15 protein-coding genes are annotated in these 13,766 nt (G+C 35.2%); 9 read left to right on the top strand and 6 right to left on the bottom strand.

Going from position 1 to position 13,766, the window contains the following annotated elements:
- Positions 1 to 44 precede the first annotated feature (44 nt).
- Together KORDIASMS9_RS07395 and KORDIASMS9_RS07390 are read left to right on the top strand one after the other, a co-directional pair.
- Complete coding sequence (locus KORDIASMS9_RS07395; protein WP_114902234.1) at positions 45 to 1,115, top strand: cytochrome-c peroxidase; 1,071 nt, start codon at positions 45 to 47, stop codon at positions 1,113 to 1,115.
- A 131-nt stretch (positions 1,116 to 1,246) separates the two neighbouring features.
- A complete protein-coding gene (locus KORDIASMS9_RS07390) occupies positions 1,247 to 1,702 on the top strand; it encodes a hypothetical protein (protein WP_162819807.1) in 456 nt (151 codons plus the stop codon).
- 84 nt (positions 1,703 to 1,786) lie between these two features.
- Here KORDIASMS9_RS07390 and KORDIASMS9_RS07385 read toward each other — a convergent pair whose 3' ends face one another.
- A complete protein-coding gene (locus tag KORDIASMS9_RS07385; RefSeq protein ID WP_114902232.1) occupies positions 1,787 to 2,815 on the bottom strand; it encodes a LamG-like jellyroll fold domain-containing protein in 1,029 nt (342 codons plus the stop codon).
- Positions 2,816 to 3,357: 542 nt separating this feature from the next.
- Here KORDIASMS9_RS07385 and KORDIASMS9_RS07380 point away from each other — a divergent pair.
- From KORDIASMS9_RS07380 to sufD, 5 genes are all read left to right on the top strand, one after another.
- The gene (locus KORDIASMS9_RS07380) at positions 3,358 to 3,687 is read left to right on the top strand and encodes an iron-sulfur cluster assembly accessory protein (protein WP_114902231.1); all 330 of its coding nucleotides are present in this window, start codon (positions 3,358 to 3,360) and stop codon (positions 3,685 to 3,687) included.
- A 126-nt stretch (positions 3,688 to 3,813) separates the two neighbouring features.
- A complete protein-coding gene (sufB, locus tag KORDIASMS9_RS07375) occupies positions 3,814 to 5,262 on the top strand; it encodes a Fe-S cluster assembly protein SufB (protein ID WP_114902230.1) in 1,449 nt (482 codons plus the stop codon).
- A 24-nt stretch (positions 5,263 to 5,286) separates the two neighbouring features.
- Positions 5,287 to 5,709, top strand: coding sequence for a hypothetical protein (locus KORDIASMS9_RS07370; protein ID WP_114902229.1), 423 nt, complete (start codon positions 5,287 to 5,289; stop codon positions 5,707 to 5,709).
- 29 nt (positions 5,710 to 5,738) lie between these two features.
- A complete protein-coding gene (gene sufC, locus KORDIASMS9_RS07365; protein WP_114902228.1) occupies positions 5,739 to 6,491 on the top strand; it encodes a Fe-S cluster assembly ATPase SufC in 753 nt (250 codons plus the stop codon).
- 10 nt (positions 6,492 to 6,501) lie between these two features.
- Positions 6,502 to 7,824 (top strand): Fe-S cluster assembly protein SufD, encoded by a 1,323-nt coding sequence (sufD, locus tag KORDIASMS9_RS07360; RefSeq protein WP_114902227.1) that lies wholly within the window; start codon positions 6,502 to 6,504, stop codon positions 7,822 to 7,824.
- 126 nt (positions 7,825 to 7,950) lie between these two features.
- On the opposite strand, the gene KORDIASMS9_RS07355 is transcribed toward sufD, so the two are convergent.
- The 4 genes from KORDIASMS9_RS07355 to KORDIASMS9_RS07340 form a co-directional block, all read right to left on the bottom strand.
- Positions 7,951 to 8,487 (bottom strand): hypothetical protein, encoded by a 537-nt coding sequence (locus tag KORDIASMS9_RS07355; RefSeq protein ID WP_114902226.1) that lies wholly within the window; start codon positions 8,485 to 8,487, stop codon positions 7,951 to 7,953.
- Between the two features lie 45 nt (positions 8,488 to 8,532).
- On the bottom strand, positions 8,533 to 9,297 hold the full coding sequence (locus tag KORDIASMS9_RS07350; RefSeq protein ID WP_114902225.1) for a hypothetical protein: 765 nt from the start codon (positions 9,295 to 9,297) through the stop codon (positions 8,533 to 8,535).
- A gap of 66 nt (positions 9,298 to 9,363) precedes the next feature.
- Positions 9,364 to 9,900 carry a DUF2589 domain-containing protein gene (locus tag KORDIASMS9_RS07345; protein ID WP_114902224.1) on the bottom strand — a complete coding sequence of 179 codons (537 nt, stop codon included), beginning with the start codon at positions 9,898 to 9,900 and terminating at the stop codon, positions 9,364 to 9,366.
- A gap of 378 nt (positions 9,901 to 10,278) precedes the next feature.
- Complete coding sequence (locus KORDIASMS9_RS07340) at positions 10,279 to 11,622, bottom strand: serine hydrolase (protein WP_114902223.1); 1,344 nt, start codon at positions 11,620 to 11,622, stop codon at positions 10,279 to 10,281.
- A gap of 468 nt (positions 11,623 to 12,090) precedes the next feature.
- Here KORDIASMS9_RS07340 and KORDIASMS9_RS07335 point away from each other — a divergent pair, with 468 nt between their 5' ends.
- A complete protein-coding gene (locus KORDIASMS9_RS07335; protein WP_114902222.1) occupies positions 12,091 to 12,366 on the top strand; it encodes a class I lanthipeptide in 276 nt (91 codons plus the stop codon).
- Positions 12,367 to 12,385: 19 nt separating this feature from the next.
- A complete protein-coding gene (locus KORDIASMS9_RS07330; RefSeq protein WP_114902221.1) occupies positions 12,386 to 12,658 on the top strand; it encodes a class I lanthipeptide in 273 nt (90 codons plus the stop codon).
- Positions 12,659 to 12,798: 140 nt separating this feature from the next.
- On the opposite strand, the gene KORDIASMS9_RS07325 is transcribed toward KORDIASMS9_RS07330, so the two are convergent.
- Positions 12,799 to 13,653, bottom strand: coding sequence for a hypothetical protein (locus KORDIASMS9_RS07325; protein ID WP_162819806.1), 855 nt, complete (start codon positions 13,651 to 13,653; stop codon positions 12,799 to 12,801).
- Positions 13,654 to 13,766: the final 113 nt, after the last annotated feature.

The following is a 13,766-nucleotide window of genomic DNA, read 5'->3' as shown; positions in this document are numbered from 1 at the left end:
ACATCTTGCCCAATCAATAGACATTTGGTATTTTAGCAACAGCTATGAAATTCAACAATTACATATACATCTGTGTGGCACTTTTATTGGTTGCCTGTAAGAATGAACCGTATGAGGAAATTCCTGGGCAAACTGCGGGCGAATTCCAAAAAGTATTGTTAGATTTTGAAGTGCCTACTAATTTTCCATCGTTGGTATATGACATGGAAGCCAATCCGCCCACAGAAACAGGTTTTGAGTTGGGACGACGTTTGTTTTATGAAGGCCGCTTGGCATCTGACAATGTCGTTGCGTGCGGATTTTGTCATATTCAAGAATTTGCTTTTACGCATCATACGCACATTATCAGTCACGGTGTAGATGGCGCATTGGGAAGCAGAAATGCGCAACCGCTACACAACTTGGCATATCAGAACGAATTCAACTGGGATGGCGCAGCAATTCATTTGGACACGCAACCCATCATTCCTATTACGAACGAAGTGGAGATGAACGAGACGTTTACAAATATCATCGCAAAACTACAAGCACATCCAGATTATCCACGATTGTTTCGAGAAGCGTTTGAAAATGGTGAAATCAACTCAGAAAATATCTTAAAAGCGTTGTCACAATTTTTAGTGATGATGACTTCTTCCAACAGTAAATACGATAAATTTCGTCGCAACGAAGGCAACGTAAGCTTAACCGCCAACGAAACACAAGGCATGGAATTGTTCAATCAAAAATGTGCTTCGTGTCATGCAGGCGAATTGTTTACAGATCAGTCGTATCGAAACAATGGTTTGGCAATTGACCCACAATACAATGATATCGGTCGCGCACGCGTGACAGGATTTCCTGCGGATAATTACAAATTTAAAGTGCCCAATTTGCGCAATATTGAAGTCACCTTTCCATACATGCACGACGGGCGTTTTGCTACGCTAGAAGACGTTTTGGAGCATTACCGAAGTGGCGTGAATGATACCGAAAATATAGATTCTATCTTTCTACAAACTGATGGAACACTCGGAATTCCTATGACTGACGAAGAAAAAGCGCGCATTATTGACTTCTTAAAAACCCTAACCGATACGGATTTCATTTTTGATCAGCGATTTTCAGAATTTTAATTTAGGCACATCGCCAAGAAAATTGGCATAAAAAGAGAATTCACGGAATTGTCGGAAAGTAGACAACAATAAAGCCATAGCGGAAATTAAAAAACCGTAGATTCGTCAAACATTCACAAAAATCATTCAACATGAAAAAATTAATATTCCTTTTCGTATTGCTAGCTACTACTGTAATTTTTGCACAAAAAATTGATCGAAAAGCTGTCTATGAATATTCAGACGATATTGAGTTTACAGTCTATTCACTATCAAAAAGTAGAACTGTAGATAGAGCAAATTACAGAATCAAAGCAGAAAAAGGGCAAAAATTTATCACAATGGTTTTAAACTTTAAAAATAAATCTTCTGAAGAACAAATTGTAGATTTTGAAACTATTTTTCTAATTGATAAAGAAGATAATTTACACGAAGTTGATTATTTTCTAAAAGCAGGTTTTCGTTTCACAAAAAGTGATCCCAAACAAAAATTAAAAGCCAAGAAAAAGCAAAAAATTATAGTTCAATTTGCGCCTTCTATTCCTAAAAATGAAACTGTCACCAGGCTCTTAATTGGTGAAGAAGTTATTGAGCTAAAGTATAAATAGTATTCATAAAAAAACATCGAATGTTAGCAATGCCATTCGATGTTTTTATACATTTTTGATACAATAAGTTTGTATTTATCGTATTTATCGCTTAATAAACTTAATAGTTCTGTTATCTGATAACTTTAAAAAGTACATTCCGTTGCGTAAATTATCAATGGAAATTACTTCATTGTTCGTTGTATTTCCTGTTTTTACCACTGCGCCTAACATATTGTATATTTGATAATCAACTGTTGTTCGCAAACCATTGATCTTAATGATAGAATTTGCTGGATTTGGATACAAAGTTAATCCTTCAGTAAGCGCTTCAAATGTTTCAGTAGACAATACTGAATCTGATACTGTATGCACCCAATTTGAACAGGTTCCCAATCTGAAAACATTCCATAAATCTCCAGGACGTCCATTTCCTGTATGATCTACCAACTGATATAAAATCCAGTTATCGGTATCAGGAATTCCTTCATTGCACTTGAAGTATTGAACCAAACCTGTTGAATTGGTAGCTACTTCCATGTTCATTCCGATATTAATTTCTGAAGCCGTTCTGATGGTATTCCATACTCTTACCTCGTCAAACGCACCTCCAAAAAACGTGTTTTCGTGTTCAGAACTTGACAAACGCGCATCTACAGTATTTCCAAATACAGGTGTAATTCCATTAGCAGTAGCTTCCCAATGTCCATCAACGTATAACATTAATCGACCTATAGTAATATCAAAAGTAACTGCAACATGATGCCAATTTCCATCATTGATGGCTCTGGTTCCTGTAACTGTAGTCCAATTATTTGTATTGTTTGCAATTCCAGCAGTCACGAATCCTGAAGTAGCATCTCTCTCAATAAAATATCCTTCTTTTGCGGTGCCGCTGTCATAATGTTTGGAATACATGTGTTTTCCGCCATTTCCGTTGTCTTTTACCCAAAATTCGATCGTAAAACTATCATTGTTCGCATTGGTTCCAAAGATTCCTGTTTCGCTAGATCTGTAGACCGGCGCAAAATCATTGACGCCATCAAAACAGATGGCATAACCTAAGGTTTGTGCTTCTGCGCCTACAACACAGATGGTTAAAAATGCTAGTAAAAAAATGTAATTTTTTCTCATGTTATTCAATGTTTAAATTAATAATAGGGGTTAGTAATTTTTAAGACTTATATCATAAAATATAATTATCAACGCCATAATTCTTTATGATTATGAAGCAAAACTAGCAGATTTTAGCACTTTAATAGTAGCAGCAATTACGCGAATCATTAAAACAGGTAAAATTACATAGCGGTATTCTGTCAACACAAAAACAACTTTACCTTACAATTTTTATGATTTTATAGTAGTATGTGTAGTCATTTTTATGCAACTAAAAATTAAAAAACTCAGAATCATAAGTTTACAAATTGCTTATTCTCACTTGAATATTGAGAGGACTTCAAAAAATATGCACTGAAATTTTAACAATTTTTTAACATTTTATACAGTTCATAAACAGCGTACTAACTCAAAATGAAGCTACTTACTATCCAAAACGGAGTTAACAAAGCAGTATCAAAAAATTCTATGATATAATTTGTTATATAAATGTTAGGATTTTTCAAATAACGCGTCAAATAGCGTATCTTTGCAAGTACAATTAAAATCTAATTAATAACATGATAACAGTTTCAGACACAGCCCGTAAAAAAGTAGTCCAGCTCATGACCGATGATGGTTTTGACGCAACTACTGATTATGTTCGTGTTGGTGTAAAAAGTGGTGGATGTTCCGGATTATCGTACGATTTAACATTTGACAAAAGTCAAAAAGAAGAGGATAAAGTTTTTGAAGACAATGGTGTCAAAATTATTGTAGACAAAAAAAGCTTCTTATATCTCGTAGGAACTGTTTTGGAATATTCAGGCGGATTGAATGGAAAAGGGTTTGTTTTTAACAATCCTAACGCACAGCGCACCTGTGGATGCGGAGAATCGTTCTCGCTGTAATACACCTTTTGAAATGTAGTATTTTTTGATGCAAATATCTTAAAATAGTACCTACCAACATGAAATAAAGAATTGTAAAAAAATGAGATTTAGTTTCAATTAAATCTTTTAATCGTATCGAAACAAATGAGTAAATATACTGAAGAAGAATTACAGAAAGAGTTGGAAACGAAAGAGTATGAGTATGGTTTTTATACCGACCTCAATAGTGATACGTTTCCAAAAGGTTTGAATGAAGATATCATACGTGCCATTTCTGAAAAGAAAAATGAGCCTGCATGGATGACCGAATGGCGCTTGGACGCTTTTAAAATTTGGTCTGAAATGGAAGAACCAGAATGGGCAAATGTGCATTATGAAAAACCAGATTTTCAAGCAATTTCATACTATTCCGCTCCAAAAAAAACAGATCCTAATAAATCATTGGACGATGTAGATCCAGAATTGTTAGAAATGTATAAAAAATTGGGGATTTCCGTAGATGAACAAAAAAAACTGCAAGGAATTGCCATTGATGTTGTGGTTGACTCCGTTTCTGTAGCGACTACTTTCAAAAAGACATTAGCTGAAAAAGGCATCATCTTCTGCCCAATTTCAGAAGCGATTCAAGAACATCCTGAATTGGTTAAAAAATATATTGGGACTATCGTTCCTAAAAAAGACAACTTTTACGCAGCATTAAATTCTGCCGTTTTCACGGATGGATCTTTCTGTTATATTCCAAAAGGCGTGCGTTGTCCGATGGAATTATCAACCTATTTCCGAATCAATGAAGCTGGAACTGGGCAGTTTGAGCGTACATTAGTCATTGCAGATGAAAGCAGCTATGTAAGTTATTTGGAAGGCTGTACTGCTCCATCACGTGATGAAAATCAATTGCATGCAGCCGTGGTAGAATTGATTGCCTTGGACAATGCGGAAATCAAATATTCAACAGTACAAAACTGGTTCCCTGGAAATGCACAAGGAAAAGGTGGTGTATACAATTTTGTAACCAAAAGAGGATTGTGCGAAACCAATGCTAAGATTTCTTGGACACAAGTAGAAACTGGTTCCGCAGTAACATGGAAATATCCAAGTTGCATATTGAAAGGTGACAATTCCGTAGGAGAATTCTATTCCATTGCCGTTACAAATAATTATCAACAAGCAGATACTGGAACCAAGATGATTCACCTTGGAAAAAACACAAAAAGTACCATTATCTCTAAAGGTATTTCTGCTGGAAAATCACAAAATAGTTACCGAGGGTTGGTCCAAGTGGCACCAAGAGCAGAAAATGCGCGTAACTTTTCACAGTGTGATTCGCTCTTGATGGGAAATAAATGTGGCGCACACACCTTTCCATACATTGAAGCAAAAAACAAAACCGCTCAAATAGAACACGAAGCTACGACAAGTAAAATTGGAGAAGACCAAATTTTTTATTGCAATCAACGTGGAATTGACACCGAAAAAGCCATTGCTTTAATTGTCAATGGATTTAGCAAAGACGTGTTGAACAAACTGCCAATGGAATTTGCAGTAGAAGCACAAAAATTATTAGAAATCTCCTTAGAAGGTTCTGTTGGATAATCAATCATAAATATATATTACAAAATGAAAAAAATCTATTTCATCTTCGCGTTGGGCTTGCTTTTAGTAAGTTGCAAAAATGAATCAAAATCAAGTGAAACGATTAAGGAAAATGGTATTACTGCTACAAAAACAGTCGGTGATCTAAACACGACTACTTTTTCAGGTATGTTTTTATACTTAGAAAATGATAATGCTGCTGTACTTCAAACTGTAGGAAGTAAAATATACGGAGTTGTGGTTGATGAAAAAATGAAAGAACTCAACGAGCAGTGCAAACAATTTAAAACAAAAGAAGAAGATATGGTTCCTGTAGTCATTAGAGGCGTAAAGAAACCAAATCCTTTGAAAGACGCTTGGAAAGAAGTGATTGAAATAACAGAAATTCTTTCCGTCCAAAAACCAAATGGACAAGATGGTACTATTATCATCAAAAACAATCAATAATTCGACTAAAAAAACTGAAAACATAGAAAATGTTACATATAAAAAATCTACACGCAGGTATTGAGAATAAGGGAATTCTAAAAGGAATCAACCTTGAGGTAAACGCTGGAGAAGTACATGCGATTATGGGGCCAAATGGATCAGGTAAAAGTACCTTATCTTCGGTTATTGCTGGAAAAGAAGAATACGAAGTTACGGAAGGAGAAATTTTTTTAAACGGAGAAAATATTGAAGAATTAGGACCCGAAGAACGTGCGCACGAAGGTGTGTTTTTATCGTTTCAATATCCTGTGGAAATTCCTGGAGTTTCTGTGACAAATTTTGTAAAAACCGCAATTAACGAAACGCGCAAAGCGAAAGGGTTGGAAGAAATGCCAGCCAGAGAAATGTTAAAGAAAATTCGCGAGAAAGCGGAATTGTTAGAAATTGATAGAGGCTTTTTATCTCGTTCACTGAATGAAGGATTTTCTGGTGGAGAGAAAAAACGTAATGAGATTTTTCAAATGGCAATGCTAGAGCCAAAATTAGCCATCTTAGATGAAACAGATTCAGGATTGGATATTGACGCCTTGCGAATTGTAGCAAATGGTGTGAATAAATTACGCAGTGAAGATAATGCCGTGATCGTAATTACACACTACCAACGTTTGTTGGAATATATTGTACCAGATTTTGTACACGTTTTACATGACGGAAAAATTGTAAAATCGGGAACCAAAGAACTTGCCTTAGAGCTAGAAGAAAAAGGATACGATTGGGTAAAGCAAGAAGCAACTATTTAAGCCGTTACACATGGAGTTAAAAGATAAATTATTGTCATCTTTTATGGTTTTTGAAGATCGTGTCAACAATCATCAATCAAAAAGCATAAATGAAATTAGAAATACTGCCATTAAAACGTTTCAGCAAAAAGGATTTCCAACGAAGCGAGATGAAGACTGGAAATATACTTCACTGAATGCGTTGTTAAAACACGACTACACGATTTCTCCACAACAAGAAACTGCCATTGAGTTTAAGGAAGTAAAAAAATATTTTATCCACGATATTGATACGTATAAAATTGTATTTATCGATGGAAAGTATAGTTCGTTCCTTTCAGAAACTACGCATGACGGTATTGATGTTTGTTTGATGAGTTCTGCCTTGAACAAGCCGAAGTATAAAATTATCATGGATTCATACTATAATAAAGCTGCGAAGGCAGATCATAGTTTGACGTCTTTAAATACAGCTTTTGCTTCGGAAGGTGCATACATTCACATTCCTAGAAATAAAGTTGTTGAGAAACCGATACAAATTGTTCACTTTTCTACGGGCAGCGAAGCGTCAATGATGTTGCAGCCACGAAATTTAATTGTTGTAGATGAGAATTCGCATGTGCAAATCATTGAACGCCATCAAAGTTTAACGTCGAATGTGGTATTGACAAATTCAGTAACAGAAGTTTTTGCCAACAAACGTGCAATTGTTGATTATTATAAGATTCAAAATGATAATCAAGATGCATCTTTGATTGACAACACGTTTATTTCTCAAAAACAAAGCAGTAACGTGTCGGTTCATACCTTTTCATTTGGTGGAAAGTTGGTGCGAAACAATTTGCAGTTTTTCCAAAAAGGAGAACGTATTGATTCTACCATGAAAGGAATTACAATTATTGGCGATAAACAGCACGTAGATCACAATACATTGGTACATCATATTGAGCCAAATTGTGAAAGTCACCAAGATTACAAAGGTATTTTTGGCGATCGTTCCACGGGTGTTTTCAATGGAAAAGTCATTGTAGAGAAAGAAGCACAAAAAACCAACGCTTTTCAGGCGAACAATAATATTTTAGTAGACGATAAAGCGACGATCAATACCAAACCACAATTGGAAATTTTTGCAGACGATGTAAAATGTTCACATGGTTGTACCATTGGTCAGTTAGACAAAGATGCGCTGTTTTACTTACGTTCACGAGGAATTCCTGAGAAGGAAGCAAAAGCATTACTCATGTATGCTTTTGCTAATAACGTTTTAGAAAGCGTGAAGATAAGCGCCATTAAAACCCGAATCACCAAATTGATTGCTCAAAAATTGGGTGTCAATTTAGGATTCGATTTATAGATAAAGGAAAGAAAAAAGACATGAAATCCCGAAGCCAACGCTTTGGGATTTTTTTTGAGTTTTGAGTTCTTACTAAAACTGAACATTTATTTCAAACTGCGCTTTTCAGCATCATATTGAAATAGGTTACAGTTCAATTTCTTCCGCAATAATTCTGTAGATATCTACTTCAGGAAGTAGCGTTTGCAATTGCATCGCTACCGCACTAAATTGTGCATCTTTGCGCAAACGCTTCCAGGTATTCTTTACATATTGATTAAAGTTTTCATGTTGCTGTTGTTGGTAGGACGGATTGTCTTTCACCATCATTAAAATTTGTTGAATAGTTTCGCGTCCGTTGGTCAACTTACTCTTTATGGGTTCGTGCAAGCCTGTCAATAAACTATGGGCTGTTTCCAAACAATTAGCGCCAACCATGAATACATGTCTTCTTTTTTGAGGAACATCTTTTGTTTTGGCGACAAAGAGTTGATTTTGCAAAATACTCATACGACTCGATTCTACCAACCCAAACTGCTTCAAGGCTTGTTGATTTTCGGAAAGCCAACGTTCAACCTCCGCTAAAAAGCGAGAAGATTTGGAACGAAGCAGTTCAGAAATCAATTCTACTTTATAGATGGAAGCTTCAAAGAAGGTATTTTTTTCTATGATACTTGTTTTCATTTGTTGCTGTTTTTGTGTTTTTCATATCTATGAAAAACCGTTTGTTTATTGATAATCTAATCGTTGTACTGTGTTGCCATTTTCGTCAATATCTGTGGTCCATTCCATAGCGTCATCTGTAATATTTACTTTAATACTGATGAGATTTGCAGGATCATTAATTTGTTTGAGACGTTCTGTTTCTACAATCACTGGAAGATCTTCAATTTCTGGTAATCGCGGCTGTAAATTGCTTTCCACTTCTTGAATTATTGCCGTTCTATACGCAGCTTGATCTACATTGAATTCCGCCACGAAACCAAATGATACGTCCGCAAATTGTGAAGCTGCGAGATTTAAAGTAGCTGCATACTGACTAGAAGTAGATTCGGCTCCTGTAGCCTCTTCACCTACTGGTTGTTGCGTTGCTGTTTGACTGTCGGCAACTGTGGCTTGTTGTAAATTAGAAGCTACATCGACAGATTGCATTTGCGCTTTGTTGGACACTTCTGGCTGAATGCTTTGTAAATAACTAACTTTTTCTTCTGACAAATCAGTAAGCAATTCGTCATTAACTGTCACAAAGGCTTGTTCGTAAACCGTTTGTATTTCTTTTTCAGTATAATCACGTGTCACGGTTTCTGTTTTATCTACTGCCACAGGAATTGTCAATTCCATATTTTTGATACGAATATTTGGCACTGAAAAATGTTTTAACATTGGGTTTGCTACATATTCTTGTGCAATTGCTAAGGTTTCAATATCTGATTGTACTTTGGCATTGGTAACCTCTTTGTAAATCTTTCCGATATAATCTTTTAAGGTAATCATGATTTTTTGTTTTTTTAGTGAAAGAAACCTCCGAAGAGGCTTCTTCAATTGTTAGTGTAATACGTTCTAAGATTCAGTAATAGACTCTTCAAGCATGTCTAACACACGACTCATTCCTGCTGGAATTTCGTCTTGTACGGCATGAATTCTAATATTCATACTGTAAGAGCGTTTTGACTCATCTGAGTACGTATTTTTCTTTTGGTACGAATAACTTCCTTTAAAGTCAAAACGTCCCCAAGCCCAACGTAAACTCAATTCAGCACTTAAATCTAATTTGTGAGAAGTTGTAGTTGTAACTTTGGTAACACTAGAAATTTTAGCATTAAAATCAATAGTAGTATCGGCTACTCGCAAAAAAGGAATTGGAATGATGGTCAACAACGGTGTTGTTAAGGTTACCGATGTTGGCGATCCGTCAACTAATTTAGAATATGCGAATGTTACATTTTTTACATTCCCCATATCATCAAGACCTACTTCGTTGATAAAATCAACTGTAGAAAGTGCTGCTGCTGCTTGCGCATCAATAACTGCTGTTAATGGCTTTCCTAACATCGCACTAAAGTTGATGTTAGCAATTTCATTTGGATTAACTGGCATAATTGTAATTTTTAAAATTTTGTACCTACTCTTTGTCAAAGGCTTTTCGGCTTTCTCCTTAGTTTGTAAAAAACCAAATCGCGAACTGTTTCTTACACATTTTTAAGCTTAAAATATTATTCTTTCGAAAGAATTACAGTGTAAACATACAACAAATGTTTGTGTATTAAAACATTTTACAATGTATAATTCTGTAAAATTACACTAAATCAGTAATATGTTGTATTTTGTTTCTGTCTTTAGAAAAACTTGTTGAGAAATAGCTGTATTTGTGAAGATTATGATATCATCTAACACAAAACAGCGTTGCAATGTACTTATAAAGTTACATTACAACGCTGTTGTATGTGGATGATTACTGTAGTTACAGCAGATCGCTTATTTCACCGCGTTACATATTTCACTTAGAAATTTATTGAAATCCAATTCATCTTTTCCTACCAATCCGAAACGAACAACGACTAAATCCTTTGAAGGCACGATGTAAATACGTTGTCCTTGATAGCCATTTGCTGAATACATATCTTTTGGTACATCCGGATGGAATCCACCTGCATTCAACCAAAAGTGACCGCCATAGCGACCGTTGGATGTTGGTGTGGGTTTGGTAATATAATCTACCCAAGATTCGTCAAAAATACGTGTTCCATTCCAATTGCCTTTGTGTAAGTATAGCAATCCAAATTTTGCCCAATCGCGTGGTGTTGCCCAAGCATAGGACGAACCTACATAGTTTCCGACCATGTCTGCTTCAATCAACATGGAATGCATGCCAATTTTATCTATGAAGTTTGTGTATGGAAAGTCTAAATATTCTTGATGCGAGTTGAATTGTTTGCGCAAAATTCCCGATAGTAGGTTTGAAGTCCCTGAAGAGTAGTTCCACGTTTCATTTGGTTTTCCCACCAATGGTTTGTCTATTTGTGATGCTGTCATGTCTTTTGCTAAGAACAGCATTTCGGTAACATCAGAAATTTTACTGTAATCTTCATCCCATTCCAAACCACTGTTCATTTGTAATAGATTATGAATAGTAATGTCTTTGCGTTCATCTTTTTGCCAAGCTTCTATCGGTGCTTTGTCTGAAACACTTAGTTTTCCTTCATATTGTAAAATCCCATATACAGTACTGAGTACACTTTTTGTCATGGACCAACCTAGTATTCTAGAATCTTTTGTAAAGCCATCTGCATACCGTTCTGCAATAATTTGATCTTTGTACAATACCAAGACAGCGCGTGTTTTTTTCACATCTTCTCCGTCAACTTTGGAAAACGCGTATGTGACAGCTTCGTCAATTTTTGCATACTCAATATTTGAAAACGTAGTATCCTTTTGTTTCATGTTTCCGTATGGATACGGAGCCATGCGCGCTACATTTGATCGGAGTGGAATTGGCGTTTCTTGTGTAATGTCGTAGTCATCATCAATCAACACGCTTCCTAAGCCTTTTCTGTACACGGCAGTGCGTTCCATCAATCCATATACAGTTGCAGAAGCAAATTTTTCCTGCTCATTTACAAAATCACGCGCAAAATTTATAGGTGAAAATCCATTATCGGTTGAATCTGTAAACGCAGGTGCTCTATTCGCTACAAATACCGAAGAACTCATGCTTTTTGCTGAATATCCTGAAATGATATTTAATTTTGAATAATTGTATGCAACAAGAATTACGATGACGACAATAATAATTGCTAAAATCTTTAAGGCTTTTTTCATCTAGTCTGAGAATTTAATGAATTCATGTACACTTTTGCAGGTAGCTACATTCACTTTCAAAGATATTAAAATAAAAGCGATTGCACTAATACCTATTAAACCATAAAATACAACATATAAACTCGTTCATTTGGTCTCCTAGTTCCTTGTGACTATTTTCCGTAGCTAAGGCTATTCAAAACATTCACGGCGTTCTATGAGACCAAAGCAACTTCGTCTCTATAGCCCATTTTATAGTTTAATTGGTATAAAACAATTTTCTAAAAGCTCTGAAATTATATTCACCCTAAAAATACACTAGTACAAACGTTTGGTGAATGAAACATCGTTTTTTCACTATTTAAAAAACAGGAAAAACACCCTAAAAAAGTATCTATAAAGCTGTTTATCAATCAAGTGAATTAATGAATCTTTGTAAGACTGTTACGTAACGGTAAAGAAATATAATTTTTAAAAAACTTACAAACCATGAAAAAAAACAAAAGAAGTTTAAAGAAGTTGGCACTAAACAAAAGTGTTGTATCAAAATTAGAAAGTCAACAAGCAAATGGAGGTGCCCAGCTTTCAGTACAAGTTTGTCCAGTTCCTGTAGATACGTTTTGGAATTGCCCTATTGATACGCTTGTGTGCCCAATTGATACTTGGATTTGTCCTATTGACACTAAGATATGTCCTATTGATACGTTGGTATGTCCAATAGATACAATTGCTTGTCCTATTGACACTATTGCCTGTCCTTACTAATCCATTAAATTTTTAAATCATGAAAAAAAAGAAAACCAATTTAAAGAAGTTGACACTGAATAAAAACGTAGTGTCAAAACTAGAAGAAAGTCAAGTACAAGGAGGAACGGTAGTTACCTTGGCATGTCCTGTAACTATATTTTGTCCGAGAACGATTATCAACTGTCCAGACACATTTTTATGTCCTAAGACATTGGATTGCCCGCTTACGCTAGATTGCCCATCGTTTGGCGGTCAAGGTTGCGGATCTTTTATAGATGACTGTCCATCGGCTTTGGCTTGTCCTTTTTAAGAATCATTTAATGTATAACTATAGTTGGGAAGCTGCTGTAAAAGGCAGCTTCTTTTTTAGGTTTGCACCATTTACCTATTCAAATTACCATACTAAAACCTGCTTTTTTCCTTTGCAGTAATTTCAAATCATAACTTTTATTAATTGGCAAACGTTTGTAAATAATTGCGCAAGTCTTGATGCTTTTCTAATACCATTTTTTTCTTGAGCCTGTATTTGTGCGTTCGTACACTTTCTTGGTTGATTCCAAAAATGAGTCGAATGTCTTCGTTAGACATGTTCATTTTGAGATAGCAACAATATTTTAGGTCTTTTGCTGTTAAACAAGGATATTTTGCACTGAGCGTTTTGATGAAGTTAGGATTGATATTTTCGAAATAGTGTTTAAAATCGTCCCAATGTTTGCGGTCGTTATGCGTCATTTTGATGGTATTGACAATCGACATCAATTTTGTTTTGGTAGTCGCATCCACAACACCGTACAATTGTTTGATCCGTTCTTTAATTTTGTCTAAAACTGCTTTTTTTTGATCAAGTTCGAGTGTATATCGTGTTAAATCTTTACTTTGATCTTGAGCAAATTTTCCTTTTGGCACAAATGTTTTTGATATGGAAACTCCTTGTGCATTTTTCATTAATTTTAAAATTCCCAGAATGTTTGTAATTAAATTGTTGGATTGCATTCCATATTCAAACAATTGTCTAAATACCACCATATTTTCGCGAACTTTTAATTCTCGATATTGATTGTTGGTGTGTAAACAGACGATTGGAATTGCAAATTCTTTATGATATGACAGCAATGAATTGATCACATTTTGGTTGTCTCTAAAACTTAAAATAATCAAGGTTGGCTGTATTGACTTTGAAAGTTGCAAGATATCTGACACACGCGTAGCCGTAATAAAACTATACTGATTCATTGTCTGCAAGCTTTTAAGAATCGCCGCCAATGAAACAGAAGTATCACTTCCAATGAGTATGTGTTCATGCATGGTCATTACTATAGTCGGGTTACAAATTGTAATAGTGCATTTTGGGGAATCGCATCGAAATGATTAAATCAAATATAGAATTTAAACTTTTAAAAAAATACGGTATAAATACT

Source organism: Kordia sp. SMS9, assembly GCF_003352465.1.
GTDB lineage: Bacteria > Bacteroidota > Bacteroidia > Flavobacteriales > Flavobacteriaceae > Kordia.
The sequence above is the reverse complement of the archived record's forward strand: the minus strand, read 5'-3'. Positions and strand labels throughout refer to the sequence as shown.

Bases quoted from the DNA above. Each gene is read 5' to 3' on its own strand.
- KORDIASMS9_RS07395 (WP_114902234.1), top strand. From the start codon at position 45: ATGAAATTCAACAATTACATATACATCTGTGTGGCACTTTTATTGGTT.
- KORDIASMS9_RS07390 (WP_162819807.1), top strand. From the start codon at position 1,247: ATGAAAAAATTAATATTCCTTTTCGTATTGCTAGCTACTACTGTAATT.
- KORDIASMS9_RS07385 (WP_114902232.1), bottom strand. From the start codon at position 2,815: ATGAGAAAAAATTACATTTTTTTACTAGCATTTTTAACCATCTGTGTT.
- KORDIASMS9_RS07380 (WP_114902231.1), top strand. From the start codon at position 3,358: ATGATAACAGTTTCAGACACAGCCCGTAAAAAAGTAGTCCAGCTCATG.
- sufB (WP_114902230.1), top strand. From the start codon at position 3,814: ATGAGTAAATATACTGAAGAAGAATTACAGAAAGAGTTGGAAACGAAA.
- KORDIASMS9_RS07370 (WP_114902229.1), top strand. From the start codon at position 5,287: ATGAAAAAAATCTATTTCATCTTCGCGTTGGGCTTGCTTTTAGTAAGT.
- sufC (WP_114902228.1), top strand. From the start codon at position 5,739: ATGTTACATATAAAAAATCTACACGCAGGTATTGAGAATAAGGGAATT.
- sufD (WP_114902227.1), top strand. From the start codon at position 6,502: ATGGAGTTAAAAGATAAATTATTGTCATCTTTTATGGTTTTTGAAGAT.
- KORDIASMS9_RS07355 (WP_114902226.1), bottom strand. From the start codon at position 8,487: ATGAAAACAAGTATCATAGAAAAAAATACCTTCTTTGAAGCTTCCATC.
- KORDIASMS9_RS07350 (WP_114902225.1), bottom strand. From the start codon at position 9,297: ATGATTACCTTAAAAGATTATATCGGAAAGATTTACAAAGAGGTTACC.
- KORDIASMS9_RS07345 (WP_114902224.1), bottom strand. From the start codon at position 9,900: ATGCCAGTTAATCCAAATGAAATTGCTAACATCAACTTTAGTGCGATG.
- KORDIASMS9_RS07340 (WP_114902223.1), bottom strand. From the start codon at position 11,622: ATGAAAAAAGCCTTAAAGATTTTAGCAATTATTATTGTCGTCATCGTA.
- KORDIASMS9_RS07335 (WP_114902222.1), top strand. From the start codon at position 12,091: ATGAAAAAAAACAAAAGAAGTTTAAAGAAGTTGGCACTAAACAAAAGT.
- KORDIASMS9_RS07330 (WP_114902221.1), top strand. From the start codon at position 12,386: ATGAAAAAAAAGAAAACCAATTTAAAGAAGTTGACACTGAATAAAAAC.
- KORDIASMS9_RS07325 (WP_162819806.1), bottom strand. From the start codon at position 13,653: ATGCATGAACACATACTCATTGGAAGTGATACTTCTGTTTCATTGGCG.